The following is a 24,180-nucleotide window of genomic DNA, read 5'->3' on the forward strand; positions in this document are numbered from 1 at the left end:
CCTTCCGGATGGTAAAGTTACGCTCCATGCGACCGAGCTCCCGCACCCCCATCCTCGAAGCGGCGGTCCGCGTGGTCGAACGGTCGGGCATCACCGCCCTGACGCTCGACGCCGCCGCGGCCGAGGCCGGGCTGACCAAGCCCGGGCTGATGTACCACTTCCCCACCCGCGACGCGCTGCTGCTGGCCATCCAGCGGCACCTGACCGAGTTGCTGGACGCCCAGCTCCGGGCCGAGTTGGGCAAGCCGTTCGAGGAGGCCACCGCCCGCGAGCGCGCCGCCGCCTACGTGCGGTGCTGCGGGCAGGGCGCCGGCGCGGGGACGGCGGACTTCGTCTTCATGGTCGCGTCGGCGACCCGGCCGGAGCTGGCGCGGATCTGGGACGAGTTCGCGGACCGCTGGGCGCCGGAGCCGCCCGGTCCCGATCCGGATCCGGAGGCGCTCGACCTGTTCCTGGCCCGGGTGGCGGCGGACGGGCTGTGGCTGTACCACGCCACCGCGCACGCCCCGCTCTCCCCCGAGGTGGCGGAGGCGGTGCGCCGCCGGCTCGCCGCGCTGACCGACCCGGCGCCCTGACGCCCGCCCCCGTACGCACACGCAGAAAGGAGGGTTCTCCGTGATCATGGCGCGCCGCTGGTGGGTGCTCGCGACCGTCTCGGCGGGGCTGCTGCTCATCTCCCTCGACATGACGATCCTCTACACGGCGCTGCCCACCCTCACCGCCGACCTGGAGGCCGACGCCTCCGCGAAGCTGTGGATCATCAACGCCTACCCGCTGGTGATGGCCGGGCTGCTGCTGGGCGCCGGCACGCTGGGCGACCGCGTGGGCCACAAGCGGATGTTCCTGACCGGGCTCGTCCTCTTCGGCGCCGCGTCCACGGTCGCCGCCTTCGCGCCCTCGTCCGCCGTGCTGATCGGCGCCCGCGCGTTCCTCGCGGTCGGCGCGGCGGCGATGATGCCCGCGACGCTGGCGCTGGTCCGGCTCACCTTCGACGACGAGCGCGAGCGCGGCATCGCCATCGGCATCTGGGGCACGATCGCCGTCGTCGGCGCGGCCCTCGGGCCGGTCGCGGGCGGACTGCTGCTCGACCACTTCTGGTGGGGCTCGGTCTTCCTCGTCAACGTCCCCGTCGTGCTGGTGGCGCTGGTGGCCACCGCGGTGCTCGCGCCCGGCGGCTCCGGCCGCAGGGACCGGCCGTGGGACCCGGTGGCCTCCGTGCAGGTCATGGCCGGGCTCGTCGGCCTCGTGTACGCGATCAAGGAGGGCTCCCGGCCGGAGCCCGACCCGCTGCACATCGCGGTGGCGCTGCTCGTCTCCGCCGCCGGGTTCACCGTCTTCGTACGCCGCCAGCGCACCCGTACGTACCCGCTGATCGACTTCGCGCTCTTCCGCAGCCGGCAGTTGCTCGCCGGCGTGCTCGGCGCCGGTCTTTCGATGTTCGCCACCGCGGGCATCGAGCTGATCCTCGCCCAGCGGCTCCAGCTCGTGCTCGGCCTCAGCCCGCTGCACGCCGGGCTGCTGGTGGCCAGTTCGGCCGTCGGCGCGCTCCCGGCGGGCGTCGTCGCCGGGAGCCTGGTCTACCGGGTACCGACGCGGCACCTCATCGGCGGCGGCCTGCTCGTCGGCGCCCTCGGCGCCGCGCTGGCCCTGCTGCTCACCCCGGGCGTCGGCCTGCCGGCCGCCGGGCACTCCGCGGGCTGGGTGATCCCCGGCACGGTCCTGATGGGCCTGGGGCTCGGCGCGGCCATGACCGCGGCGTCCGCGGCGATCATCGGCGGCGCGCCGCCGCACCGGGCCGGCATGGCGTCCTCGGTCGAGGAGGTCTCGTTCGAACTGGGCAGCCTCACCGGCGTCGCCGTCCTGGGCAGCGTCCTGACCGCCGTCTACACCGCCACCGTCGAGCTGCCCGCCGGCGCCCCCGGGGCGGCCTCCGACAGCCTGGACGAGGCCCGCGCGGTCGCCGGCGAACTCCCGCCGGGCGACGGGCGGTCGCTGCTGGAGGCCGCCGCCTCGGCCTTCGACAACGGCTACACGCTCACGCTGGCCGTCACGGTCGCCGTCCTGGCGGTCGGCGGCGTCGTCACCCGCCTCCTCCTCGGCCACCGCACGGCCGGCGCCGCGCCGGAGGAGCCGGAGGAGCCGGAGGAGAAGGACTCCGGCGACGGCCCGGAGGGCGTCGGGGCCACGACCGGAACGTCCGCCTCCCCTCGCTAAGATGGCGGACCGCCGCACACGGCGCGTACGGACGAACGGGGGAGCAGGCTGACGTGACGACCAGGACGGGGTACGCCGTGCTCGCCGCCCTGGTGGCGGTCGTGGCGCTGCTCACCTTCGGCGTCCACACCGTCACCGACCGCCCCGACGCGCCCGTGCCCCCCGGCGCCGGCGGCGGCGCGGACCCCGCCGCCCCCGCGTCCGTCGGCGGCTGGGCCGGCACGTGGGCCGCCGCGCAGGCCGCGGCCGAGCCGGGGACGCGGGACGGTTTCGCGGGGATGTCCGTGCGGAACGTCGTGCACACCTCCATCGGCGGCGCCCGGGCCCGGATACAGCTCTCCAACGAGTACGGCAGCACCCCGCTGACCCTCACCCGCGCCAGCGTCGCCGTCGCCGCCGGGGCCGGCGCCCCCGCGGCGCAGCCGGAGACGATGCGCCCGCTGACCTTCGCCGGCACCGGCGCGGTGACGATCCCCGCGGGGCGGACGGTGACCAGCGACCCCGTGCGGCTGCGGGTGCCCGCCGACACGGACCTGCTGGTGACGACGTACGCGCCCGCGCCGGCCGGCCCCGTCACGTACCACCCGCACGCGCCGCAGACCTCCTACCTCGCCGCGGGCGACCACACCCGGGACACCGAAGGGGCGGCGTACGACCGGGAGTTCCGGTCCTGGCGCTACGTCACCGCCGTCGACGTCTGGAGCGAGCACGCCACCGGCGCCGTCGCCGTCCTCGGCGACTCGCTCACCGACGGCACCTCCTCCACCCCCGGTGCCAACCGCCGCTGGACCGACTACCTCGCCCTGCGCCTGCGCCAGGAGCCCGGCGCCCCGCGGTACGGGGTGCTCAACCTCGGCCTTTCCGGCAACCGGCTGCTCGCCGACGGCGGCACCCGCTACCCCGGCAACGGCCCCTCCGGGCTGAACCGCCTGGACCGCGACGTGCTCGCGCGCACCGGCGTCAAGGCCGTCGTCGTGGAGCTGGGCATCAACGACATCCTCAAGTCCCCCCGGACCGCCGACCCGGACGCCCTCGTCGCCGGCCTGCGCGAGACCGCCCGGCTCTCCCGCGACCGGGGCCTTCGGGTGCTCGGCGCGACGCTGATGCCGTTCCGGGGGCACCCGGCGTACACGCCGCGGGCGGAGCGCGTACGGCAGGAGGTCAACGAGCGGATACGCGCGGGCGGCGTCTTCGACGCGGTCGTCGACTTCGACGCCGCCCTGCGCGACCCGGACCGCCCCCGGCGCCTGCACCCCGCGTACGACGCGGGCGACCACCTGCACCTGACGGACCTGGGCTACCGGGAGATGGCCCGCACCCTGGACCCCGCGGACCTGGGGCCCCGCGCCCAGGCCGTGCTCTGAGCGCGCCGCCCGGCACCCCCTAGGGGTACTCCAGCCCTACTCCAGCCGCTTGCGGCGCTCCTCGCGCGCCAGCCGCCGCTCTTCCCTGGCCAGCCGCCGCTGCTCCCTGGCCGCCTCCGCCTCCGCGCGCCGGGCGGCCTTCGTCTTCTTCCGGCTCGTCCCCACGCCGCCCCAGAAGGCGAAGCCGGTGAGCGTGACGCGCGGGGTGCCGGGGGTGTGGGGGATACCGGTCTGGGAGTGGTCGAAGCCGCCCATGATGCCGATGCCGCGCACCTCCAGCGCCATGTCCGGCGGCAGGATGACGTTTGCGCCGCCCATGACGCAGAAGCAGCGGATCTCCGCCTCCGCGGCCTCGAAGTCCGCCTCGCGCAGGTCCAGCTCGCCGCCGCCCCAGAACGAGACCATCGTGAACCGCCGCGGCACGGTCCACCGGCCCTTGCGCTGGAAGCCGCTCATGATCGCGATGCCCCTGTGCGACGTCGCCTCGCCGCCGATGCGCCCGGCCCAGCCGGACACCGGCCGGGCCGCCGGGGCCGCGGGGGCCGCCGCGCGCGGCGCGACCGCGGGCGGGGCGGCCCCGGGCGCGGGCAGGTCGCGGGTGAGCGGTTCGAGCTGGGCGTAGGTCTTCGCCCGGTACGTCTCCTCCAGCCGCTCCTCGAACTCGTCCATCGCGAGCCGGCCCTCCGCCAGCGCGTCACGCAGGATGTCGGCGACCCGCTCCCGGTCGGCGTCCGAGGCACGCAGCTCCGGCAGATGCTCCTCGCTCGTCATACGACCGAGCCTAGGCGTACATCCGCGCGATGACGTCCTCGATGTCGGGTTCCCGCACCGAGAGGTCCACCAGCGGCCACCGCTCGGCCACCTCGGCGACGAGCGGCGCCGCGCTCGCCCCGGCGGGGAACGCGAGCCACTGCCGCGGGCCCTCCACCTTCACCGTGCGGCAGCCGGCGACGTCGATGGGCGGCAGTTCGCGCTCCAGGTCGACGACGAGCATCCGCTCGCTCTCGCCGACCGCGTGCAGCCCGTCGAGGTCGCCGTCGTACATCAGCCGGCCGTGGTCGATGACCATCACCCGCTTGCAGAGCTGCTCGATGTCGGACAGGTCGTGCGTGGTGAGCAGCACCGTCGTGCCGCGCTCGGCGTTCAGCTCGCGCAGGAACTCCCGCACCTTCGCCTTGCTCAGCACGTCGAGACCGATCGTCGGCTCGTCCAGATACAGCACGTCGGGGTCGTGCAGCAGGGCCGCCGCGATGTCGCCGCGCATCCGCTGGCCGAGCGAGAGCTGCCGCACCGGCACCTCCAGCAGGTCGCCGAGGCCGAGCAGTTCGGTGCAGCGCTCCAGGTTCGCGTGGTAGCGGTCGTCCGGGATGCGGTACATGCGGCGCATCAGCCGGTACGAGTCGAGCAGCGGCAGGTCCCACCACAGGGTGGTGCGCTGGCCGAAGACGACGCCGATGCGCCGGGCCAGCCGCGTCCGCTCGCGCGCCGGGTCGATGCCCGCGACGCGCAGCCGGCCGCCGCTGGGGGTGAGGATGCCCGTCAGCATCTTGATGGTGGTGGACTTGCCCGCGCCGTTGGGGCCGATGTAGCCGACCATCTCGCCGCGCGGCACGGAGAACCCGATGCCGTCGACCGCGCGCACCTCGTGCCGCGTCCGGCGCAGCCGGCCCGCCCGGCGGCGTACGACGAAGACCTTCTCCAGGTCCTCGACCTCGATCACGTGTTCCTCCCCTTCCTCTTCTTCCTCCTCGCGCTGCCCGCACCGGCCAGGTCAGCTTCCGGTGCTGCGGTACCCGCGCAGCCCCGCGCGCCACGCCAGCCCGGCCAGCGCGCAGCAGGCGGCGGCGACCAGCGGCGAGGCGAAGTCCACCCAGCCGGGCAGGCCCAGCGGGTCGTCCCGGCCGAGGATGTGCAGGGCCGGCATCCAGTTCACGAACGCCAGCGGCACGACGAACGTGACGCCGCGCACCAGCTCCTTGCTGAAGATCGTCGGCGGGTACTGGGTCATCGTGTTCCCGCCGTAGGTGAACGAGTTCTGCACCTCCGCGGCGTCCGTGGCCCAGAACTGGAACGCCGCGCCGACGGCGAACACCGCCCCGTAGATCGCCGCCCCCGACACCACCATGACCGGGAGCAGCAGCACCGCGACCGGCGTCCACGCCACGCCGTCCAGCGCCGTCAGCGACCAGACGAGCACGATCAGCCCCTGCAGCACCCGCCCGACCCGGCGCAGCGCGAAGCGGTCGGCGGCTATCTGCGCGAACACCGGCACCGGCCGGACCAGCAGCGTGTCCATCGTGCCGTCGCGGATCCGCCTGCCGACCCGGTCCAGATTGCCCAGCAGCAGGTCGGCCAGGCCCAGGGAGGTGGAGGTGGCGCCGTACAGGAGCGCGACCTCGGCGAACGTGAAGCCGCCCAGCACGTCGGTGTGCGAGAACATGATCGCGATCGCGGCGAAGTCGGCGGCGGTCATCAGCAGATTGCCGAGCGCGGTCATCGCGAACGACATGCGGTACGCCATCGTCGTACGCACCCACATGGCGACGATCAGCCCGTACCCCCGCGCCCCCGTGGCCAGGTCAGCCACCCTGCACCACCACCCTGCGGGTCGCGACCGCCTGCAGCGCCCGCCCGGCGGCCAGCAGCGCCGCCGCCCAGCCCGCCTGGAACGCCAGCGCCCCGGCGAGACCCGCGCCGGTGTGCCGGCCGAGCAGCACGTCGGCGGGGACCTGGAGCATCGCCGCCCAGGGCAGCGCCTGGGCGACGTCGCCGAAGACGCCGGGGAAGACGGTCAGCGGCAGCAGGGTGCCGGAAAGGAGCATCGCCACCAGCGAGTTGAGCAGGTTGATCCCCTGGCCGTCGAGCAGCCAGAACGCGGTCAGCCCGACCAGGTAGCGGAGGGCGAAGCTCACCAGGCAGCCCAGCGTCACGGAGACCAGGAACAGCAGCCAGGTGTGCGCCGCCGTGGGCAGCGCCAGCTCGAACGCCAGCGCCCCCGCCGCCATCGGGACGACGCCCCGGCCGAGCAACTGGAACGCGGCCCGGCCGAGGTCGTGGGTGAGCCACCAGAGCTGGAGGTCCGCGGGCCGGTAGAGGTCCACGGCGACGTCGCCGGAGCGGATGCGCTCCTGCAACTCCTCCTGGAAGCCGTAGCCGAGGAGGGCGGCGGGCGCGAGCAGCGCCTGGCCGACCCAGACGAAGGTGAGCGCCTGCGCCTGGTCGTAGCCGCCGAGCTGCGGGCGCTCGTGCCACAGCGCGATGAAGGTGTACGCCAGGATGAAGCCGAAGACCGTGTTGGTGAAGACGCCGGCGGCGGTGGCCGCCCGGTACGTCGCGAACCGGCGGAAGCCGCCGGCGGCCACCAGCCCGTACAGCCGCAGCGCCTGCACGGCCGGTGCGTCCCCGAGGGCGTCCGTGCCGCGCATCCCCCGCCACCTCCGCTTTCTCCGGAGGGCTCCGCCGGGAGCCCCGCGCACAAAGGCCCCGACTCTAGTCCAGTCGGGTTGAGCCGGGCGACCGGTTATCCACGCGCCGCGGATATCTGCATTCAGAATGACAAACTGCTCGCAAGTCTCATATCAGGTGACAGATCGAGCCCCACGGACGGCAGATGAGCCACACGGAGATGCGACGGCCCACCCGGAGCTTCGGCCCCGAGGAGGAACCGGAGGACGCCGACGTCCCGGACGGCGCACCGGCATCCCCGCCCGTCCTGCCCCCGCCCCCGCCCCCGGCCCGGTCCGCGCCGGTCCGCCGGCGGGGCGCGTACCGCAGGACCTGGTGGAAGGTGCTGCTGGGGGCCGCGATGCTGACGGTGGCGCTGGCCTCCGGGGCGTTCGCCGTGGGCTACCTGACCGTCGACATCCCGCGGCCCAACGACATGGCGACCGCCCAGAGCAACCACTACTTCTACGCCGACGGCTCCAAACTCGCCGACAAGGGCGAGGTCGACCGCGAGAGCGTGCAGCTCCAGCGCGTTCCCGACCACGTGCGCATGGCCGTCCTGGCCGCCGAGGACCGCGCGTTCTACTCCGACTCCGCGGTCAACCCGATGGCGATGGTCCGGGCCGGCTTCCACACGCTGACCGGCAAGGGCACCCAGTCGGGCTCGACCATCACCCAGCAGTACGTGAAGAACTACTACCTCGACCAGGCGCAGACGATCAGCCGCAAGCTCCGCGAGGCGTTCATCGCGATCAAGCTGGACCGCGAGGTCACCAAGGACGACGTCCTGGAGGGCTACCTCAACACCAGCTACTTCGGCCGCAACGCCTACGGCGTCCAGGCCGCCGCCCGGGCGTACTACGACAAGGACGTCGAGGAGCTGACCGTCGCCGAGGGCGCGTTCCTCGCGACGCTGCTGCAGGCCCCGAGCACGTACGACGTGGCCGTGTACCCCGACAACCGGCCCGCCGCCGAGGCCCGCTGGGACTACGTGCTGGACGGCATGGTCAAGGAGGGCTGGCTCGCGCCCGGCGTCCGCGACAGCCTGAAGTTCCCCGTGCCGGAGCCGTCCCGGCTCGACCCCGGCCTGTCCGGGCAGCGGGGCTATCTCGTCGAGGCCATCAACAGCTACCTCATCGAGCACCGCATCATCGACGAGAAGACCCTCGCCGCCGGCGGCTTCCGCATCGTCACGACGCTGCAGCCCGGCAAGCAGGACGCGTTCGTCGGCGCCGTCGAGGAGCAACTGACGTACTACCTCGACCCGGAGTCCAACCCCGCCGACTCCTACGTGCGCGTCGGCGGTGCCTCCATCGACGTCGGCAGCGGCGAGGTCGTCGCGCTGTACGGCGGCACGGACTACACCCAGCAGTACGTGAGCAACGCCACCCGCCGCGACTACCAGGCCGGCTCCACCTTCAAGCCGTTCGTCTTCGCCGCCGCCGTGCAGGAGAAGGCCCACAACTGGGAGGGCAGGCGGATCACGCCGCGGACGATGTACGACGGCGACAACGACCGCCGGGTGATCGGCAGGAAGGGCAAGCCCCTGCGCTACTCGCCGAGCAACCAGGACGACGTCTCCTACGGCCGCATCAGCGTCGCCGACGCCACCAACGACTCGGTCAACTCCGTCTACGCGCAGATGGCCCAGGACGTCGGCCCCAAGAAGGTCCGCCGCACCGCCGTCCGCCTCGGGCTGCCGTCCGACACCCCGGAGCTGAAGGACCACCCCTCCATCGGCCTCGGCACCGCCACCCCCAGCGCGCTCGACCTCGCGCAGGCGTACGCCACGCTCGCCGGCCACGGCGACCACGGCGGCTACCGGCTCGTGGACAGGCTCAGCCGCAACGGCGAGATCTTCCAGCTCCCGCCGCGCCGCCCGCAGCCCGTGGTCTCCCGCACGGCCGCGGACGCGACGACCGCGATGCTGCAGAACGTCGTCGAGAACGGCTCCGGCGAGGAGGCGCAGATCGCCGAACGCCCCGCGGCCGGCAAGACGGGCACCGGCGAACACGACCGCTCGGCGTGGTTCGCGGGCTACACCCCGGAGCTGGCGACGGTGGTCGGCGTGATGGGGCAGGACCCCGAGACGGGCGCGCAGAAGTCGCTGCACGGGGTGCTGGGGGAGGACCGGATCAGCGGCGGCGGGGTGCCGGCGCGGATCTGGGGCGCGTACACGCGGAACGCGCTGTGGGACGTGCCCGTCAGCGACTTCGACCTGGAGATCGGCCACAGGCAGCGGATGCCGTCCGAGCCGCCCGCGGCGCCGGACCCCCTGTCCGCTCCCACCGCGTTCCCGGCCGTGCCCGCGCCGCAGGCACCGGCGCCCGCGGCGCCCGCCGGCGCGGCACCGCCGGTGCCGTAGGGGCCACCGGCGGTCGCCGCGGGAGAGCAGCACCGGCCGCGCGGGCAGCACGGCAGCACGGGGATCAGTGGCCGGACGTCGCCTTCAGGCCGACCACCGCGACCAGCAGCAGGGCGACGAAGAACACCCGCGCCACCGTCGCGGGCTCGCCCAGCACCGCCCCACCGCAGCAAGCCGCCGCGGACGGCGGCCCCGGCGGTCGTCCGGGCCCGTTACCGGTATACGGGCCCGTTACAGGTAGAGGCCCGTGGAGTCCTCCGAGCCCTCCAGCCGCTCCGAGGCGACCGCGTGCAGGTCGCGCTCGCGCAGCAGCACGTAGCCCACGCCCCGCACCTCGACCTCGCCGCGGTCCTCCGGGTCGAACAGCACCCGGTCGCCCGGCTCGACCGTCCGCACGTTCTGCCCGGTGGCCACCACCTCCGCCCAGGTCAGCCGGCGGCCCACGGCCGCGGTCGCGGGGATGACGATGCCGCCGCTGGACCGGCGCTCGCCCTCCGCGGCGTCGGTGCGGACGAGTACCCGGTCGTGGAGCATCCGGATGGGCAGCTTGTCGTGGGGCGTATTCACGGACTCGACGGTACCCGCGACGCTAGCGGCGGCGTCGCCTGCCCCGGGACTTCCCCGGCCGGCGCGACCCCAGCGCCAGCAGCCCGGCGACGGCCACGATGGTCACCGCGACCGGCACGATGCGCTCCAGCCGGGGGGCGCCGTCGGGTGAGACGAGCACGCCGCGGGCGCTGCCGACGGCGCGGTTCGCGACCACGAACGCCTGTCCCGCGGTGCGGTCCACGACGCCCTTCGTGCGCGCCTTGGCCTCGTCCACCAGGTTCTTGGGGCTCACCCGCAGCGAGATCTCGTCGAGCGTCGCGGCGAGATCCTGCCGCCGGCGGGCGATGTCCGCCTCGATCTGCGCGGGAGTCCTGCCGTCCGACACCGCGGTGCCTCCGTCCTCGCCGTCCGTCTGCTGGTCGACAGTCTGTCAGCCGTTACGCTCGGGTGCGACATCCGCCCCGCACCAGCAGTAGGGAAAAGCACCATGAGCGAGCGACTTCAGCCAGGCGACACGGCCCCCGCCTTCACCCTGCCCGACGCGGATGGCAAGGATGTGTCCCTCGCCGACCGCCGCGGCCGCAAGGTCATCGTCTACTTCTACCCGGCCGCGCTCACCCCGGGCTGCACCAAGCAGGCCTGCGACTTCACCGACAACCTCGACGTGCTCGCCGCCGCCGGCTACGACGTCATCGGCGTCTCGCCCGACAAGCCGGCGAAGCTGGCGAAGTTCCGGGAGAAGGAGTCGCTGCGGGTGACGCTCGTCGGCGACCCCGACAAGGCGGTGCTGACGGCGTACGGCGCCTTCGGCGAGAAGAAGCTCTACGGGAAGACGGTGACCGGCGTCATCCGCTCCACCGTCGTCGTCGACGAGGACGGCAGGGTCGAGCGGGCCCTGTACAACGTCAAGGCCACCGGTCATGTCGCGAAGCTCCTCAAGGATCTCGACGTCAGTTCGCCCGCGTGAGGTAGCCGGAGACCACCAGGTTGCCCGTGTAGCTCTTCGCCATCGGCTCGTACGCGCCGCCGCAGGTGAGCAGGCGGATCTCGGCCCGGCCGCGCTTGTGCTGCCCGTAGACGCGCTGGGCGTCGAAGTCGTCCTTGGCGACGGTCTCCACCCGCTCCACGGTGAACACCGCCGTGCGTCCGTCCGCGCGCATCACCGTGACCTCGTCGCCGGGGCGCACGTCGCCCAGGCGGTAGAACACCGCCGGCTTGGCGCGGGTGTCCATGTGCCCGACGAAGACCGCGACGCCGGCCTCGCCGGGCCGCGCGCCGCCGCGGTACCAGCCGATCTCGTTCGCGTTGCCGAACGGCGGCGCCTCCACCGCGCCGTCCTCGTCCAGGCCGCGGCTGAGCACCGGGCCCTCGACCCCCACCGACGGCACCGCGACGCCCGCGGGCGCGGAGCCGGGCAGCGGGCGGGCCGCCGGCGGCCCGTCGCGGAGCACCTGCGCGGCGGCGGCCCCGTCGGAGATCGCGCCGTCGCCGTCCTCGGCGCCGAGGTCGCGGCCCCACAGGACCAGCCCGAGCAGGAGCACGGCCCAGGCGGCGGCGGTGACGAGGCCGGGACGGCGGCCGGTGCGCTCAGCGGCCATCGGGGGTGCCGTCGGGAGTGCCGTCGGGGGTGCCGTGGGCGGTGCCGGCCGCGGTGCCGCGCGTGCGGCGGCGTACGAAGGCGAGGGCGAGGACCGTCGCGCCGCCGCCGACGAGCGCGAGGGGCAGGGCGGGCACCTGGCTGTTCTTCTCCTCCTGTGCCTGTGCCGTCTGCCCCGTCTCCGATGTCTCCGATGTCTGCGTCTTCTTCGCCGTGCCGCCGCCGCCCGCCGTCACCGGCGACCAGGGCTGGTGGTGCCAGTTGTTCTTCCAGTGGTCGGGCCGCTGGTGCGGGTCCTCCACCACCACCTTGCCGCGTGCCACGCGCCGGCCGCCGTCGCAGTCGACCCACACCGCGTGCGTCCCGGCCCGTACGGTCCACTTGATCTTCCCGCGCCCGGTGAGCCCGCCGTAGTTCTGCGGCCGCAGGTTCACCGGCGCCTCGAACGCCTGCGAGGTCGCCGTGGCGAAGTCGCCCCGGCAGACGCCGGTGCTCACCTCGACCGGATCGCCGCGCTGCACGCGGTAGGGGGTCACGCTCACGTCCCCCTGCGCGTACGCGTCGGCACAGGAGACGGCGGCGCCGCCCGTCAGCAGGAGAACGGCGGCGAGGCAGACACGTTCCGGGCGCATGGGACCTCCGGGAGCTCTCACTCCCAGGGTCGCGACGTGCCCCGTCCCCGCATCCGCACGGCCGCCCCGCTACGCCGATCCGGCCGCCGTCCACCCGAACGGCGGGTGCGGGCGGGCCCGTCGCGCGCCGCGCGCCGGCTCAGATCAGCTCGACCAGGTCGGCGATCGAGTCGGCGATGTGCGCGGGCCGGTACGGGAAACGCTCCACCTGGTCCGCCCGGGTGAGCCCGGTCAGCACCAGGTACGTCTCCATGCCGGCCTCCAGACCCGCCAGCATGTCGGTGTCCATCCGGTCGCCGATCATCGCGGTCGACTCGGAGTGGGCACCGATCTGGTTGAGCCCGGCGCGCATCATCAGGGGGTTGGGCTTGCCGACGAAGTACGGCTCCTTGCCGGTCGCCTTGGTGATGAGCGCGGCGACGGCGCCGGTCGCGGGCAGCGGGCCCTCGGTGGACGGGCCGGTCTCGTCCGGGTTGGTGGCGATGAAGCGGGCGCCGTCCTCGATCAGCCGGATGGCCTTCGTCAGCGCCTCGAAGCTGTACGTGCGGGTCTCGCCGAGGACGACGTAGTCGGGGCGGTGGTCGCTGAGCACGTAGCCGTGGTCGTGCAGGGCGGTGGTGAGGCCGGCCTCGCCGATGACGTACGCGGTGCCGCCGGGGCGCTGGTCGTCGAGGAACTTGGCGGTGGCGAGGGCGGAGGTCCAGATGTTCTGGACGGGCACGTCGAGGCCGATGCGGGAGAGCCGGGCGTGCAGGTCGCCGGGGGTGTACATGGAGTTGTTGGTGAGCACGAGGAAGGGCTTGCCGGAGTCGCGCAGCCGCTTGATGAAGGCGTCGGCGCCGGGGATCGGGATGCCTTCGTGCATCAGCACCCCGTCCATGTCCGTCAGCCAGGACTCGACCGGCATGCGCTCCGCCATTGCTGTCTCCAACCGGTGCCTCGGGGACGGGGTCACCAGCCTAGACGCAGGTGCGGCGGGGCCGGTGGGGGTGGTGGGGCAGGAGTGGGCAGGAGTGGGGGAGGGGTGGGGGTCAGTGGCCGGGGTCGGGTGTGGTGTGGGGGCGGGTGCCTCGGGGACGGGGTCGCCGGCCTGGGCGCAGGTGCGGCGGGGCCGGTGGGGGTGGTGGGGCAGGAGTGAGCAGGAGTGGGGGAGGGGTGGGGGGCAGCGGTCGGGGTCGGGTGTGGCGTGGGGGCGGGTGCCTCGGGGACGGGGTCGCCGGCCTGGGCGCAGGTGCGGGGGGGCCGGTGGGAGTGGTGGGGCAGGAGTGGGGGAGGCGTGGGGGTCAGCGGTGGGGCGGCCGGGGCGGGGTGTGATGTGGGGGCGGTGAGGCGCGGCGTGCGGGGGCGGTGCGGCGGAGGTGGCGGGCGGTCAGGAGGAGGGCGGTGCCGAGGAGGAGCGACCCGGCCGCTCCGGCCGCCGCGGCAGTCGCCCCGGTGCCCGTGGCCGCCAGGCTCTCCGGCATCGGGGCCGCGTCGGGGAGGAGGGGCGGGGCGGGCGGTACGTCCGCCGGCCACCTGGGTGCGGGGGTGCCCTTCGGCGCCGGTGAGCCCGCCGTTCCCGGCCCCTCCGGTGCCCGCGGCGAGCCCGCGGGTCCCGGTGCCGGCGGCGCGTCCGGTGCGCCCGGCTCGTACGGACCAGGCGGTGTCTGCAGCGCTCCCGGCCCGTACGGCACCGGCGGTGAGCCCGGCGTTCCCGCCCCGCCCGGCATCGGCGGTGAGCCCGGCGTTCCCGCCCCGCCCGGTGCCGGACGCGCGCCCGGCGTTCCCGGGGCGCCCGGTGCTGCCCGCGGTGTCTCCGGTGCTTCCGGAGTCCCGGAAGTCCCCGGCATCCCCGAAGCCCTCGGTGGCGCCGGGGTCGCCGGTGTTCCCGGCGTGCCACCCGGCGTCGGGCCCTCCCGCCTCCCCGGACCCGCGCTCTCCCGCACGCCGGGCGGCTCCGTGCCCGGCGGAGCCTCCCGCGGCTGCGCGGTGCGCTCCGCCGGGTCCCGCGGTTCCGCGGTCCCGCCGCAGCACCGCCTCTCCCGCTCGACGCTCACCTCGTAGTCCTTCGACTGCCCCACCCACTCGCCGTCGTCCCCGCGCCGCTGCACGGCGGTCACGTTCACGGTCACCCGCCCCGCCGGAGCGCCGCCCGCGAAGCCGAGGCGTACCGGCACCTCCGCGCGCTCCCCCGCCCGCAGCACGAAGCCGCGGAACCCGCCCGCGAACACCCCCGCGCTCTCGTCCGCGCCGGTCCGCTCGAACGCCACCGCCCGCCAGCGCCGCGCCTCCGCGTCGTAGAACTCCAGCCGGACGTCGTCCGGCCGGAGCCGGCCGGACGCCTCGTGGCCGAGGACGGCCACGGGGTGCACGTCGCGGCAGGTCCCGGCCGAGGCGTTGTGCAACCGCAGGGTCACGCGGCCCCGCGCGCCGCCCGCCCGCAGCGCGGCGCCGTCGCCGCGCAGCGCCGTCTGCACGGGGAAGCGGCCGGCCCCGGGGTCGCCGCAGCGCGGCGCGGACGCGCGGCCGGGCGGCTCCTGCGCCGCCGCGGCGGAGGGGAGCAGCAGGACCGCGGTGGCGGCCGTGAGGGCGAGTGCGGAGCGCGGTCCCATGCCCGCGACGCTGCCACGGCCCCCGTACCGGCGATCGGCGAGGCGGCTCCGAACGGCGCAACGCGCACCCGCGGGACGCCCGTCCGGCGCAACCCGGTCCGTACGGACGCCGCGCACCACCTGCCCCCGCCCGCCCCCGGCCCGCCGTGGGCGGTGTGGTTGAGTGACGACCATGGATGGCATCCCTGGCACCCCCCTGCGCGTCGGTCTCCTCGGTTACGGACTCGCCGGGTCCGTCTTCCACGCCCCGCTCGTCGCCGCCACGGACGGGCTCGTCCTCGACACCGTCGTCACCGGCGACCCCGGGCGGCAGGAGCAGGTGCGCGCCGCGTACCCGGACGCCACCACCGTCGCCACCGCCGACGACCTCCTCGCCCGCGCCGACCGCCTCGATCTGGTCGTCGTCGCCTCCCCCAACCGCACCCACGTGCCGCTGGCCGCCGCCGCGCTGGGGGCCGGGCTGCCCGTCGTCGTGGACAAGCCGCTGGCCGCCACCGCCGCCGAGGCCGAAGAACTGGCGGCCCTCGCCGAGTCCCGCGGGCTGCTTCTCTCCGCCTTCCACAACCGCCGCTGGGACAGCGACTTCCGTACGCTCGCCGCCCTGCTCGCCGACGGCGCACTCGGCGACGTCCACCGCTTCGAGTCCCGCTTCGAGCGCTGGCGCCCCGCGCTGCGCGGCGGCTGGCGCGACTCGGCCGACCCGGCGGACGTCGGCGGGCTGCTGTACGACCTGGGCAGCCACCTCGTCGACCAGGCGCTGACCCTCTTCGGCCCGGTGACCTCCGTCTACGCCGAGTCCGAGGCGCGGCGGGCGGGCTCGGTGGTGGACGACGACAACTTCGTCGCGCTGGTGCACGCCCGGGGTGTCCGCACGCACCTGTGGATGACCGCGATGGCCCCGCAGCTCGGGCCGCGCTTCCGGGTGCTGGGCAACCGCGCCGGGTACGTGAAGTACGGGCTCGACCCGCAGGAGGCGGCGCTGCGCGAAGGACGCCGCCCGGGGGACGGGACGGAAGGGGCCGACGGGACCTGGGGCGCGGAGCCGGAGTCCGCCTGGGGCCGGCTCGGCGCCGGGGAGTCCCCGCTCACCGGCGGCGGCGAACCGGTCCCCACGCTCCCCGGCGACTACCCCGCGTACTACGCCGGCATCGCCGAGGCCCTGCGCACCGGCGCGCCCCCGCCGGTCACCGCCGCCGAGGCCGCGGCGACGCTGCGGGTGCTGGAGGCGGCCCGCAGGTCGGCGGCGGAGGGCCGGGTCGTACGGCTCGCGGAGGGTGGCTGAGCACCTCGGGGGAGCCGGTATGCTTGACAGCGTCGTCGAAGACGACCTGCGCCGCTAGCTCAGTTGGTTAGAGCAGCTGACTCTTAATCAGCGGGTCCGGGGTTCGAGTCCCTGGCGGCGCACGCACCCCGAAGAGCCCGGTCCTGGCGGCCCGGGCTCTTCGCGTGTCCGCGCTAGCCGAGCCGGTACGCCCCGGCCGCGACGGCGTCGCGCACGGCCGCGGCGGTCGCCTCGGGCGGCTGGCCCCCGGTGTCCAGCGCGTGCCTCTCGTACGGGCCGAGGTCGGCGAACTCCCGGTGCATCGCCCGCACCGGCTCCGGGTCGGTCAGCGCGCCGGGGCCGGTGCGGGCGGTGGCGCGGGCCAGGGTCGTCCGCTCGTCGGGGCGGAGGACGACGTAGTGCAGGGGGACGCCGGCGGCGCGGGCGGCGGCGCGGTAGGCGTCGAGGAACCAGGGTCCGACGACGCCGTCGAGCACGACGCGGTAGCCGCCGGCGGCGTAGCGGGCGGCGGCACCGGCGGCGACGGCGACGACGGTCTCGTTCTGGCGCCGCGCGGCGGGCAGGTAGGGGGCGATGACGCCGCGGGTGATGAAGCCCCAGAAGTCGTCGGTGTGGAGGTGCACGCCGAGGTCGGAGTCCTGGGCGAGCAGGCGGGCGACGGTGGTCTTGCCGGCCCCGGGCGGGCCGCTGACGACGACGACGTCCGCGGGCCCGCCGGCGGCCGGAGCCTCCGGCCGCCGGGCGGCAGCCGCCGCCCCGGGGTCCGCGCCCGCCACCACGCGGTCGCACCGCCCCCGGGACGCCTTCACCAGCTCCGCGTTGGGTGCGTCGTTCGCGTCTATCCAGGCGCGTGAGGCGGCCGCCGTACGGCCGAAGCCCACGTGCCGCTCCATCAGCCGCGCGTCGCGCACCGCGTCGGGGGCGTCGACGTACCAGACCTCGGCCATCAGCTCCCGCGCCGTGCGCCAGCCCGGCAGGTCGCAGGCGAGGTAGTTGCCCTCGGTGACGATCAGCCGGGTGCCGGGCGCGACGCGGTGCCGGGCGGCGACGGGCTCGTCCAGCGCGCGGTCGAAGTCCGGTACGTACACCTCCGCGTCGGGCTCCTCCGTCAGCCGGCGCAGGAGTGCCGCGTAGCCGGCGGCGTCGAAGCTCGGCTCGGAGCCCTTGCGATCGCGCAGGCCGAGGCGGTCGAGCTGGGCGTTGGCGAGGTGGAAGCCGTCGAGGGGCACGTAGGCGGCGGCGCCGTCCCCGTGCCGCGCGCGCAGCGCGGCGACGAGCGCGCGGGCCAGCGTCGACTTCCCGGCCCCCGGCGCCCCCGCGAGCCCCAGCACGGCCCGGGGCCGTCCGCGGAGGAGCGCCCAGGCGTCGTCGGCCGGCAGTTCGGTACGCATGGCCGCACCCTACGACGCGGCGCTCCCGCACCGGTCCGCCGGGCCCAACCGCCGTATCGGGGCCGCGATCCGGGGGCTAGTAACATGCCGGGCGAGCGGCGGTGGCGCAATGGCTGACGCAGCAGACTTAGGATCTGTGGCCCCTGACAGGGCTTGAGGGTTCGAATCCCTCCCGCCGCACGCGACCCCGCCGCACGCGACCCCGCTGCGCGCGACCCGCTGCGCGGGGCGCGGCGGAACCGGCGGCGCGGCCCGCGCTTGGCCGCGCCTGCGGCGCGTAGCCGGGGTGCGGGCACGGGCAGTCGCCGCCCGGCGGGGCTCCCCGGCGGGACCGGCGGCGCCTGCCGGTGACCTCGGGTCCCCGGTTCGCCGCACGGGTGCGCGGCTCCGCGCCGGTCCGCGCTCCCGGCCGCTGCCCGCGGCTCGCTTGCCGGCGGGCGTCCTCCGGCACCGGAGGACGCCCGCCCGATGGCGCGTTCGCCGCGCCTCAGAGGATCGCGTTCAGGAACTGCTGCGTACGCTCGTGCTCCGGCTCGCTGAAGATCTTCTCCGGCGGGCCGGACTCGATGATCTTTCCGGCGTCGAACATCAGCACGTCGTCCGAGATGTCCCGCGCGAAGTTCATCTCGTGGGTGACGCACAGCATCGTGATGTCCGTCGTCTGCGCGATGTCCCGCAGCAGGTCCAGCACGCCCGCCACCAGCTCCGGGTCCAGCGCCGAGGTGACCTCGTCCAGCAGCAGCACCTGCGGGCGCATCGCCAGCGCGCGGGCGATGGCCACGCGCTGCTGCTGGCCGCCGGAGAGCTGCGTCGGGTACTTGTCGATGTGCTCGGTGAGGCCCACCAGCTCCAGCAGCTCCCGCGCCCGGGTCTCAGCCTCCTCCTTCGACATGCCCAGCACGTGCACCGGGGCCTCGGTGATGTTGCGCATCACCTTCATGTTCGGGAAGAGGTTGAACTGCTGGAACACCATGCCGATGTTCTTGCGCACCTCGCGGATGTGGTTCTCGCCCGCCTCCTCCAGCTTGCCGTTGCGCTCCTCGTGGAAGAGGTAGTCGCCGCTGACCTTGACGGTGCCGCTGTCCGGCTTCACCAGGGTCATCAGGAGCCGCAGGATCGTCGTCTTGCCCGAACCGGAGGGCCCGATGAGCGTCACGTGCTTGCCCGACGACACGTCGAAGCACAGGTTGTCCAGGACGACGTTGTCGCCGAACCGCTTGGTCACGTTGTCGAAGCGGATCAGCTCGGCGCCGTCCACGGGCGGGTTCTCGGTAGTGGGATCAGTTGTTGACAAGGCGACGCTCCAGGAATCGGATAAGCAGGGATGCGGGGTACGCGATCACGATGAACGCCACGCCCACGACGGTGATGGCCTCGGTGGTGAAGGTCTCGTTGCTGAACTGCCGGGCCTCGCCGAGCATGTCCAGCGCGCCGATGACGGCGATCATCGGCGAGTCCTTGAGCATCGCGACCACGTAGTTGCCCAGCGCGGGCACCACCCGGCGGATGGCCTGCGGCAGGATCACGGACGACCACGTCCGCCCGCGCGACAGGCTGAGCGCCTTCGACGCCTCCCACTGGCCGACCGGCACGCCGTCGATGCCCGCGCGGTACACCTCGGCGGTGTACGTCGAGTAGTGCAGGCCCAGGCCGACGATGCCGGTGGTGAGCGGGGACATGGACGGACCCCACTGCGGGACCACGTAGAACAGGAAGAACAACTGCACCAGCAGCGGCGTGTTCCGGATGAACTCGGTGACCGCGGTCACCGGCCAGCGGACCCACCGCTGCGGCGCGCGCTGGGCCATGGCCCAGACCAGGCCGAGCGCGAAGGCGATCAGCGTGCCGAGCGCCAGGGCCTGGAGGGTGACGAGCACGCCGTCCCAGAACCGCGGCATGAACTCGTCGACGACATCCCAGTCGAACGTCATCCCAGACCTCCCGCGCCTTGAGTGCTCGCCTGCATGGACTCACCGCTGGGGCTGAGCTTGCGCGAGAGGAGGCCGTTCCTCTTCTCCGGAGCCCGGCCCACCCCCGCTTTGGCCCGGCGCTCCAGCATCCGCATGAGGCGGGTGAGGATGAACGCGAGAATGAAGTAGAGGACCAGCAGCAGCGTGTAGATCGGCGCGCTCTCGTTCTTCGCCAGCCGCAGCAGGTTCCCGGCGAACGTCATGTCGGCGACGGCGATGACCGACACCAGCGACGTGCCCTTCAGCAGTTCGATCAGCAGGTTGTTGAACGGCGGGATCATCTCGGGCCACGCCTGCGGAAGCTCTATCCGGCGCAGCCGCTGCCACCGGGTGAAGCTCAGCGCGATGCCCGCCTCCCGCTGCGCCGGAGGCACCGCCGCCAGCGCGCCGCGGACGATCTCGGAGCCGTACGCGCCGTAGGTCAGGCCGAGCGCCAGGGTGCCGGACCACAGCGGCACGAACTGCCAGCCGAGCATCAGCGGCACCGCGAAGGCCATCCAGAACATGAAGATCAGCGCGGACATGCCGCGGAAGATCTCGAAGTACGTCCCGGCCAGGAACCGTACGATCCAGAACCGCGAGGTCCGCAGCGTGCCGATGACGAAGGCGACGACGGCGGACAGCACGGCGCTGTAGACGAGCACCTGGATCGTGATCCAGATGCCCGGGAGGAACCACTCCCGGAAGAACTCCCAGCTCATCATCAGGGACACAGCTCCTTCACCGTCTTGTTCGTCATCTCCCGTTCGGTGAAGCCGAAGGGCTTGACGATGCGGAGCAGTTCGCCGCTCTCCTTGAGCTTGTGCAGCTCCACGTTGAAGGCGTCGCGCAGGTTCTTCTCCGAGAGCCGGAAGGCGAAGCCGCCGGCGCCGAAGGCGGGCTCGCCGTCGACCATCGGCTGGAACGGCTTGGTCGCCTCGGCCCGCCTGGAGCCCTTGACCGCGTTGCCTACGGTGACGTTGGTGCCGGCGAAGGCGTCCACGCGGCCCTGCTCGACCGCCTCAAGGCCGGCCACCTGGTCCGGCAGGACCAGGACCTCCTTGACTCCGTTGGCCTTGGCGTAGTCGATCTCGGCGTACGCCGTGCCGCTGGCCAGCTTGAGGCCCTTGTCGGCGATGTCCTTGTAATCCCGGATTCCGTGCGGATTGCCCTTCTTGACGATGAAGGCGTCCAGCATCAGATAGTCGGGGTCGGCAAAGAGTACCTGGGCACATCTGTCCGGGTTGATGTACATTCCCGCGGACACCACGTCGAACAGCGCCACCTTGAGCCCCGGGATCAGCGCCCCGAACTCCACCGGCACCGGTTCGATCTTCGGGATCCCCAGCCGCTTGAACACCACCTCGGCGATGGCCGGTGCCTCGCCGACGGCGTCACCGTCCTCGTTGATATAGCCGAAGGGCACCTCGCCGGCGATGCCGACCTTGACGACGCCGCGGTCTCGCATCTGTTCGAGCAGGTCACCCCCTTCGACGGTGCCGTCCGCCTCGGCCGTCCGGCTGCAACCGGCGGCGCCGCCGATCGCGCCGGCCGCGCCGACGGCGGCGGCTGATGCGAGCAGCGTGCGGCGCCTGAGCCCGCCCGGCCCGCTTCTCGTCTCGTTCTCACCACGTAGAACCATGGGCGCGCGGCTACCCGCCACCGCCGAAGTTATGCGGGTCGGTTCCGGCCGGTGATCCTCCCGTTATCGTGGGATACACCGAACGAGGGAGTGGTGCATGTCTGCACGATTTGTCGAGGTCTCTCTGGCCAAGCGCGGCGTCCGCTGCACGGCGAAGCTGCTCGACGACAGAGCGCCCGTGACCTGTGCCGCGGTGTGGGACGCGCTCCCGCTCGGCGGCGACGTCTACCACGCGAAATACGCCCGGAACGAGATCTACGCCCTGCTCCCCGCGTTCGCGCCGGCCGAGCCGCCGCTGGAGAACCCTACGGTCACCCCCATCCCCGGGGACCTGTGCTACTTCAGCTTCACCGACACCGTGCTCGGCACCGCCAGCTACGGCTACGAGGCGGAGGCCAAGCACCAGGGCCGGACGAGCGTCGTCGACCTCGCGCTGTTCTACGAGCGGAACAACCTGCTCATCAACGGCGACAGCGGCTGGGTCCCCGGCATCGTGTGGGGCTCGGTCGTCGAAGGGCTCGACGAGATGGCCGCCGCCTGCCAGGACCTGTGGCGCGGCGGCGCGCTCGGCGAGACCCTGAACTTCCGCCGGCTCTGAGCGCCGCCGGCGCCGGTCGCGCCCCCGGGCCGCGGGTCCGCGGCCCGGGGGCGCGCGGGCTCAGCCGAGCGCCGGCGGCCTGATGCCGTCCGCGATCCCCGACTCGTACAGCGCCTGCGCGGCGCGCAGCACCAGCGCGTCCCGGTGCCGCGCCGCGACGAGCTGCAGCCCCACCGGCAGCCCCGCGCCGTCCACCCCGCAGGGCAGGCTGAGGGCCGGCTGCTGGGTGAGGTTGAAGGGGTACGTGAACGGGGTCCATCCGGTCCAGCGGGCGTGGCCGGAATCCTTCGGCACCTCCGGTCCCGCCTCGAACGCGGTGATCGGCACCGTCGGGGTGACCAGCACGTCGTACGTCTGGTGGAAGCGCCCCATCGACTGCCCGAGCGCCATCCGTACGTCGACCGCGGCAAGGTAGTCGAGCGCGCTGTACCGCTCGCCCCGGGCCACGATCTCCTTGAGCCCCGGGTCCATCAGCTCGCGCGCCTCGGAACTGTACGGCTGCACCACCCGCGCGGCGCCGCTGAACCACAGGGTGTGGAACGCCTCCTGGCACGCCGCGAGCCCCTCGCACAGCCGCGGGTCGGCCTCCTCGACGTACGCGCCCAGGTCGGACAGCCGCTCCACCGCGCCCCGTACCACCGCGGCCACCTGCCGCTCGACGGGCACCTGCCCGCCGAACGACGCGCTGTACGCCACCCGCAGCCCCCGCACGCCGTCGGCCGCCCCGTCCAGGGCGTCGACGAAGCCGCCCGGCGGCGGGCCGAGCTGCGACCAGTCCCGCGGGTCCGCGCCGCTGACCACGTCCATCAGCAGCGCCGTGTCCCGGACGTCCCGCGCCATCGGCCCGACGTGCGCCAGCGTGCCGAACGGGCTCGCGGGATACAGCGGCACCCGCCCGTACGTGGCCTTCAGCGCGACGATCCCGCAGAAGGACGCCGGGATCCGCACCGAACCGCCGCCGTCCGTGCCCAGGCTCAGCGGCCCCGCGCCCAGCGCCACCGCCGCGGCGCTGCCGCCGCTGGAGCCGCCGGCGGTGCGCCCCGCGTCGTACGGGTTGACGGTGACCCCGTTCAGCGGGCTGTCGGTCGTGCCCTTCCAGCCGAACTCCGGCGTCGTGGTCTTGCCGAGGAACACCGCCCCGTGCTCCCGCAGCCGCGCCACCGACGGGCCGTCCTCGTTCCACTCGCGGTCCGGGCTGACGAGCCTGGAGCCGCGCAGCGTGGGCGCGCCGCGCTGCAGGATCATGTCCTTGACGGTCACCGGCACGCCGTCGAGCAGCCCGGCGGGCTCCCCGCGCTGCCAGCGGCGCGCGGACGCCTCCGCGCGGGCGAGCGCCTCGTCCCGTACGGCGTCGTCGAGGGTGACGAAGGCGTTGGTCAGCTCCTGCGCCCGGGCCGCGCGCGCGAGTGCCGCGCGGGTGGCCTCGACGGGCGACAGGTCGCCGGAGCGGTAGCCGCGCAGCAGCTCCACCGCCGTGAGATCCGCCGGATCCGTACTCCCCGTCATCCCGCCGCCTCCTCGCTCGTGGGTCGCTTCTCAGGACTCATTGTCACCGTACGTACCCGAGCTGCTTGTCCACGACGTTGAACAGCGGCCGGCCCGCCTCCCACAGGTCGAACAGCTCCAGGAACTGGTCCGACAGCGCCCCGCGCCAGCCCACCGTGTCGCCGCTCATGTGCGGTGAGACGAACAGCCCCGGCACCTGCCACAGCGGGTCGTCGGGCGCCAGCGGCTCGTTCTCGAAGACGTCGAGCGCCGCCGCCGCGATCTCCTGCTGCTCCAGCGCCGCGACCAGCGCCGTGGTGTCGACCAGCGGGCCGCGGCCGACGTTGATGAACCGGGCCCGGTCCGGCATCGCCGCGAAGGCGTCGCTGCCGAACATGCCGCGGGTCTCCGGCGTCAGCGGCGCGGCGCACACCACCCAGTCGGCCTCCACCAGGAGCGCCGGCAGCTCCGCCTGGCCGCGCACGCCCTCGCGCGCGGTCCGGCCCACCAGCTCCGTACGCACCTCCAGGCACTCCAGTGTCTCCGCGATGGCCCGGCCGATCGGGCCCGCGCCCACCACCACCGCCCGGGTCCCCGCCAGCCGCAGCGTCTCCCGGTGCTGCCAGCGGCGCTGCCGCTGCCGCTCCCAGGTGCCGGGCAGGTCCTTGGCCATCGCCAGCACCAGCCCGGCCACGTACTCCGCGATGGGCCGGTCGAAGACCCCGCGGGCGTTGGTCAGCACCGTGTCCGAGGCGGCGAACTCGGGGGAGAGCACATGGTCGACGCCGGCGCTCGGCGTGTGCACCCACCGCGGCCGCGGGCCGGCCCCGGGCCAGGCTCTGCGCACCGCGGGCGAGGTGAACTTCCACACCAGCACCACGTCGGCGGACGGCAGCAGCTCGGCGAGCCGGTCCTCGTCCGTGCTGATCACTTGGGCCCGCCCGCGGAGTCGATGCAGGTCGGGCGGCGGATCGTCGTCGAGGACGAGCACGCGGATATCGGACATAGGAAGGAAACCGTCCCGCAATGTTGCGCTGCTGCAATGGTCTCCAGTACACGGAGCAGTACTGGATGTAA

General features: G+C 74.1%; 24 protein-coding genes and 2 tRNA genes. 9 read left to right on the forward strand and 17 right to left on the reverse strand.

Translation table 11 applies throughout. The annotated features are described in order from the left end of the window. Positions 1-26 precede the first annotated feature (26 nt). Genes O7599_RS26475 through O7599_RS26485 form a run of 3 tightly spaced genes read left to right on the forward strand, consistent with a single transcriptional unit; the run spans position 27 to position 3,578 of the window. Positions 27-575 carry a TetR family transcriptional regulator gene (locus O7599_RS26475; RefSeq protein WP_281618115.1) on the forward strand — a complete coding sequence of 183 codons (549 nt, stop codon included), beginning with the start codon at positions 27-29 and terminating at the stop codon, positions 573-575. Between the two features lie 46 nt (positions 576-621). Further along, positions 622-2,214, forward strand: coding sequence for an MFS transporter (locus tag O7599_RS26480; protein WP_281623518.1), 1,593 nt, complete (start codon positions 622-624; stop codon positions 2,212-2,214). Between the two features lie 53 nt (positions 2,215-2,267). After that, positions 2,268-3,578, forward strand: coding sequence for an SGNH/GDSL hydrolase family protein (locus tag O7599_RS26485; RefSeq protein ID WP_281618116.1), 1,311 nt, complete (start codon positions 2,268-2,270; stop codon positions 3,576-3,578). Between the two features lie 36 nt (positions 3,579-3,614). On the opposite strand, the gene O7599_RS26490 is transcribed toward O7599_RS26485, so the two are convergent. Genes O7599_RS26490 through O7599_RS26505 form a run of 4 tightly spaced genes read right to left on the reverse strand, consistent with a single transcriptional unit; the run spans position 3,615 to position 7,003 of the window. After that, the gene (locus tag O7599_RS26490; protein WP_281618117.1) at positions 3,615-4,349 is read right to left on the reverse strand and encodes a DUF1707 domain-containing protein; all 735 of its coding nucleotides are present in this window, start codon (positions 4,347-4,349) and stop codon (positions 3,615-3,617) included. Between the two features lie 10 nt (positions 4,350-4,359). Further along, entirely contained in the window at positions 4,360-5,298 is a 939-nt protein-coding gene (locus O7599_RS26495) for an ATP-binding cassette domain-containing protein (protein ID WP_281618118.1), read from the reverse strand. Between the two features lie 51 nt (positions 5,299-5,349). Beyond that, positions 5,350-6,165 carry an ABC transporter permease gene (locus O7599_RS26500; protein ID WP_281618119.1) on the reverse strand — a complete coding sequence of 272 codons (816 nt, stop codon included), beginning with the start codon at positions 6,163-6,165 and terminating at the stop codon, positions 5,350-5,352. Next, positions 6,158-7,003 carry an ABC-2 family transporter protein gene (locus O7599_RS26505; RefSeq protein ID WP_281618120.1) on the reverse strand — a complete coding sequence of 282 codons (846 nt, stop codon included), beginning with the start codon at positions 7,001-7,003 and terminating at the stop codon, positions 6,158-6,160. Before O7599_RS26505 ends, O7599_RS26500 begins: the two co-directional genes overlap by 8 nt. 185 nt (positions 7,004-7,188) lie before the next feature. Between O7599_RS26505 and O7599_RS26510 the strand changes: the two genes are divergently transcribed. Then, positions 7,189-9,387: a transglycosylase domain-containing protein gene (locus O7599_RS26510; RefSeq protein WP_281618121.1), complete on the forward strand. Its 2,199-nt coding sequence runs from the start codon at positions 7,189-7,191 to the stop codon at positions 9,385-9,387. A 231-nt stretch (positions 9,388-9,618) separates the two neighbouring features. Here the strand turns inward: O7599_RS26510 and O7599_RS26515 are convergent, their stop codons facing one another. Both O7599_RS26515 and O7599_RS26520 read right to left on the reverse strand, forming a co-directional pair. After that, positions 9,619-9,921 (reverse strand): co-chaperone GroES, encoded by a 303-nt coding sequence (locus O7599_RS26515; RefSeq protein WP_281623519.1) that lies wholly within the window; start codon positions 9,919-9,921, stop codon positions 9,619-9,621. Positions 9,922-9,976: 55 nt separating this feature from the next. Next, positions 9,977-10,321 (reverse strand): DUF3618 domain-containing protein, encoded by a 345-nt coding sequence (locus tag O7599_RS26520; protein WP_281618122.1) that lies wholly within the window; start codon positions 10,319-10,321, stop codon positions 9,977-9,979. Between the two features lie 102 nt (positions 10,322-10,423). On the opposite strand from O7599_RS26520, the gene bcp reads away from it, so the two are divergent. After that, complete coding sequence (gene bcp / locus O7599_RS26525; protein WP_281618123.1) at positions 10,424-10,903, forward strand: thioredoxin-dependent thiol peroxidase; 480 nt, start codon at positions 10,424-10,426, stop codon at positions 10,901-10,903. On the opposite strand, the gene O7599_RS26530 is transcribed toward bcp, so the two are convergent. From O7599_RS26530 to O7599_RS26545, 4 genes are all read right to left on the reverse strand, one after another. Next, complete coding sequence (locus O7599_RS26530) at positions 10,887-11,534, reverse strand: class F sortase (RefSeq protein WP_281618124.1); 648 nt, start codon at positions 11,532-11,534, stop codon at positions 10,887-10,889. The genes bcp and O7599_RS26530 overlap by 17 nt on opposite strands. Next, positions 11,524-12,165, reverse strand: a complete 642-nt coding sequence (locus O7599_RS26535) for a hypothetical protein (protein ID WP_281618125.1) — start codon at positions 12,163-12,165, stop codon at positions 11,524-11,526. Before O7599_RS26535 ends, O7599_RS26530 begins: the two co-directional genes overlap by 11 nt. Before the next feature lie 139 nt (positions 12,166-12,304). Further along, complete coding sequence (locus O7599_RS26540) at positions 12,305-13,084, reverse strand: HAD-IIA family hydrolase (protein ID WP_281618126.1); 780 nt, start codon at positions 13,082-13,084, stop codon at positions 12,305-12,307. Between the two features lie 364 nt (positions 13,085-13,448). Next, entirely contained in the window at positions 13,449-14,756 is a 1,308-nt protein-coding gene (locus O7599_RS26545) for a hypothetical protein (protein ID WP_281618127.1), read from the reverse strand. A gap of 172 nt (positions 14,757-14,928) precedes the next feature. Between O7599_RS26545 and O7599_RS26550 the strand changes: the two genes are divergently transcribed. After that, positions 14,929-16,038 (forward strand): Gfo/Idh/MocA family oxidoreductase, encoded by a 1,110-nt coding sequence (locus O7599_RS26550; protein ID WP_281618128.1) that lies wholly within the window; start codon positions 14,929-14,931, stop codon positions 16,036-16,038. Between the two features lie 48 nt (positions 16,039-16,086). Continuing rightward, a tRNA-Lys gene (locus tag O7599_RS26555) sits at positions 16,087-16,160 on the forward strand. Positions 16,161-16,211: 51 nt separating this feature from the next. Here O7599_RS26555 and O7599_RS26560 read toward each other — a convergent pair. Then, the gene (locus tag O7599_RS26560; RefSeq protein ID WP_281618129.1) at positions 16,212-17,429 is read right to left on the reverse strand and encodes a nucleoside/nucleotide kinase family protein; all 1,218 of its coding nucleotides are present in this window, start codon (positions 17,427-17,429) and stop codon (positions 16,212-16,214) included. 95 nt (positions 17,430-17,524) lie between these two features. Between O7599_RS26560 and O7599_RS26565 the strand changes: the two genes are divergently transcribed. Continuing rightward, positions 17,525-17,609 (forward strand) — tRNA-Leu (locus O7599_RS26565). Between the two features lie 307 nt (positions 17,610-17,916). Here the strand turns inward: O7599_RS26565 and ehuA are convergent. From ehuA to ehuB, 4 genes are read right to left on the reverse strand one after another with little or no spacing between them, the layout of a single operon-like run. Further along, positions 17,917-18,687, reverse strand: coding sequence for an ectoine/hydroxyectoine ABC transporter ATP-binding protein EhuA (gene ehuA / locus O7599_RS26570; RefSeq protein WP_281623520.1), 771 nt, complete (start codon positions 18,685-18,687; stop codon positions 17,917-17,919). A gap of 22 nt (positions 18,688-18,709) precedes the next feature. Beyond that, positions 18,710-19,360: an ectoine/hydroxyectoine ABC transporter permease subunit EhuD gene (gene ehuD, locus O7599_RS26575; protein WP_281618130.1), complete on the reverse strand. Its 651-nt coding sequence runs from the start codon at positions 19,358-19,360 to the stop codon at positions 18,710-18,712. Beyond that, positions 19,357-20,103 (reverse strand): ectoine/hydroxyectoine ABC transporter permease subunit EhuC, encoded by a 747-nt coding sequence (gene ehuC / locus O7599_RS26580; RefSeq protein WP_281618131.1) that lies wholly within the window; start codon positions 20,101-20,103, stop codon positions 19,357-19,359. Before ehuC ends, ehuD begins: the two co-directional genes overlap by 4 nt. After that, positions 20,103-21,020, reverse strand: a complete 918-nt coding sequence (ehuB, locus tag O7599_RS26585) for an ectoine/hydroxyectoine ABC transporter substrate-binding protein EhuB (protein WP_281618132.1) — start codon at positions 21,018-21,020, stop codon at positions 20,103-20,105. Before ehuB ends, ehuC begins: the two co-directional genes overlap by 1 nt. 97 nt (positions 21,021-21,117) lie before the next feature. Between ehuB and O7599_RS26590 the strand changes: the two genes are divergently transcribed. Continuing rightward, positions 21,118-21,618: a DUF3830 family protein gene (locus tag O7599_RS26590; RefSeq protein WP_281618133.1), complete on the forward strand. Its 501-nt coding sequence runs from the start codon at positions 21,118-21,120 to the stop codon at positions 21,616-21,618. Positions 21,619-21,678: 60 nt separating this feature from the next. Here the strand turns inward: O7599_RS26590 and O7599_RS26595 are convergent, their stop codons facing one another. Next, positions 21,679-23,124 carry an amidase gene (locus O7599_RS26595; protein ID WP_281618134.1) on the reverse strand — a complete coding sequence of 482 codons (1,446 nt, stop codon included), beginning with the start codon at positions 23,122-23,124 and terminating at the stop codon, positions 21,679-21,681. A 43-nt stretch (positions 23,125-23,167) separates the two neighbouring features. After that, positions 23,168-24,109, reverse strand: coding sequence for a D-2-hydroxyacid dehydrogenase (locus O7599_RS26600; RefSeq protein WP_281618135.1), 942 nt, complete (start codon positions 24,107-24,109; stop codon positions 23,168-23,170). Between the last annotated feature and the right edge of the window lie 71 nt (positions 24,110-24,180).

The sequence above is a fragment of the Streptomyces sp. WMMC500 genome, assembly GCF_027497195.1.
Taxonomy (GTDB): domain Bacteria; phylum Actinomycetota; class Actinomycetes; order Streptomycetales; family Streptomycetaceae; genus Streptomyces.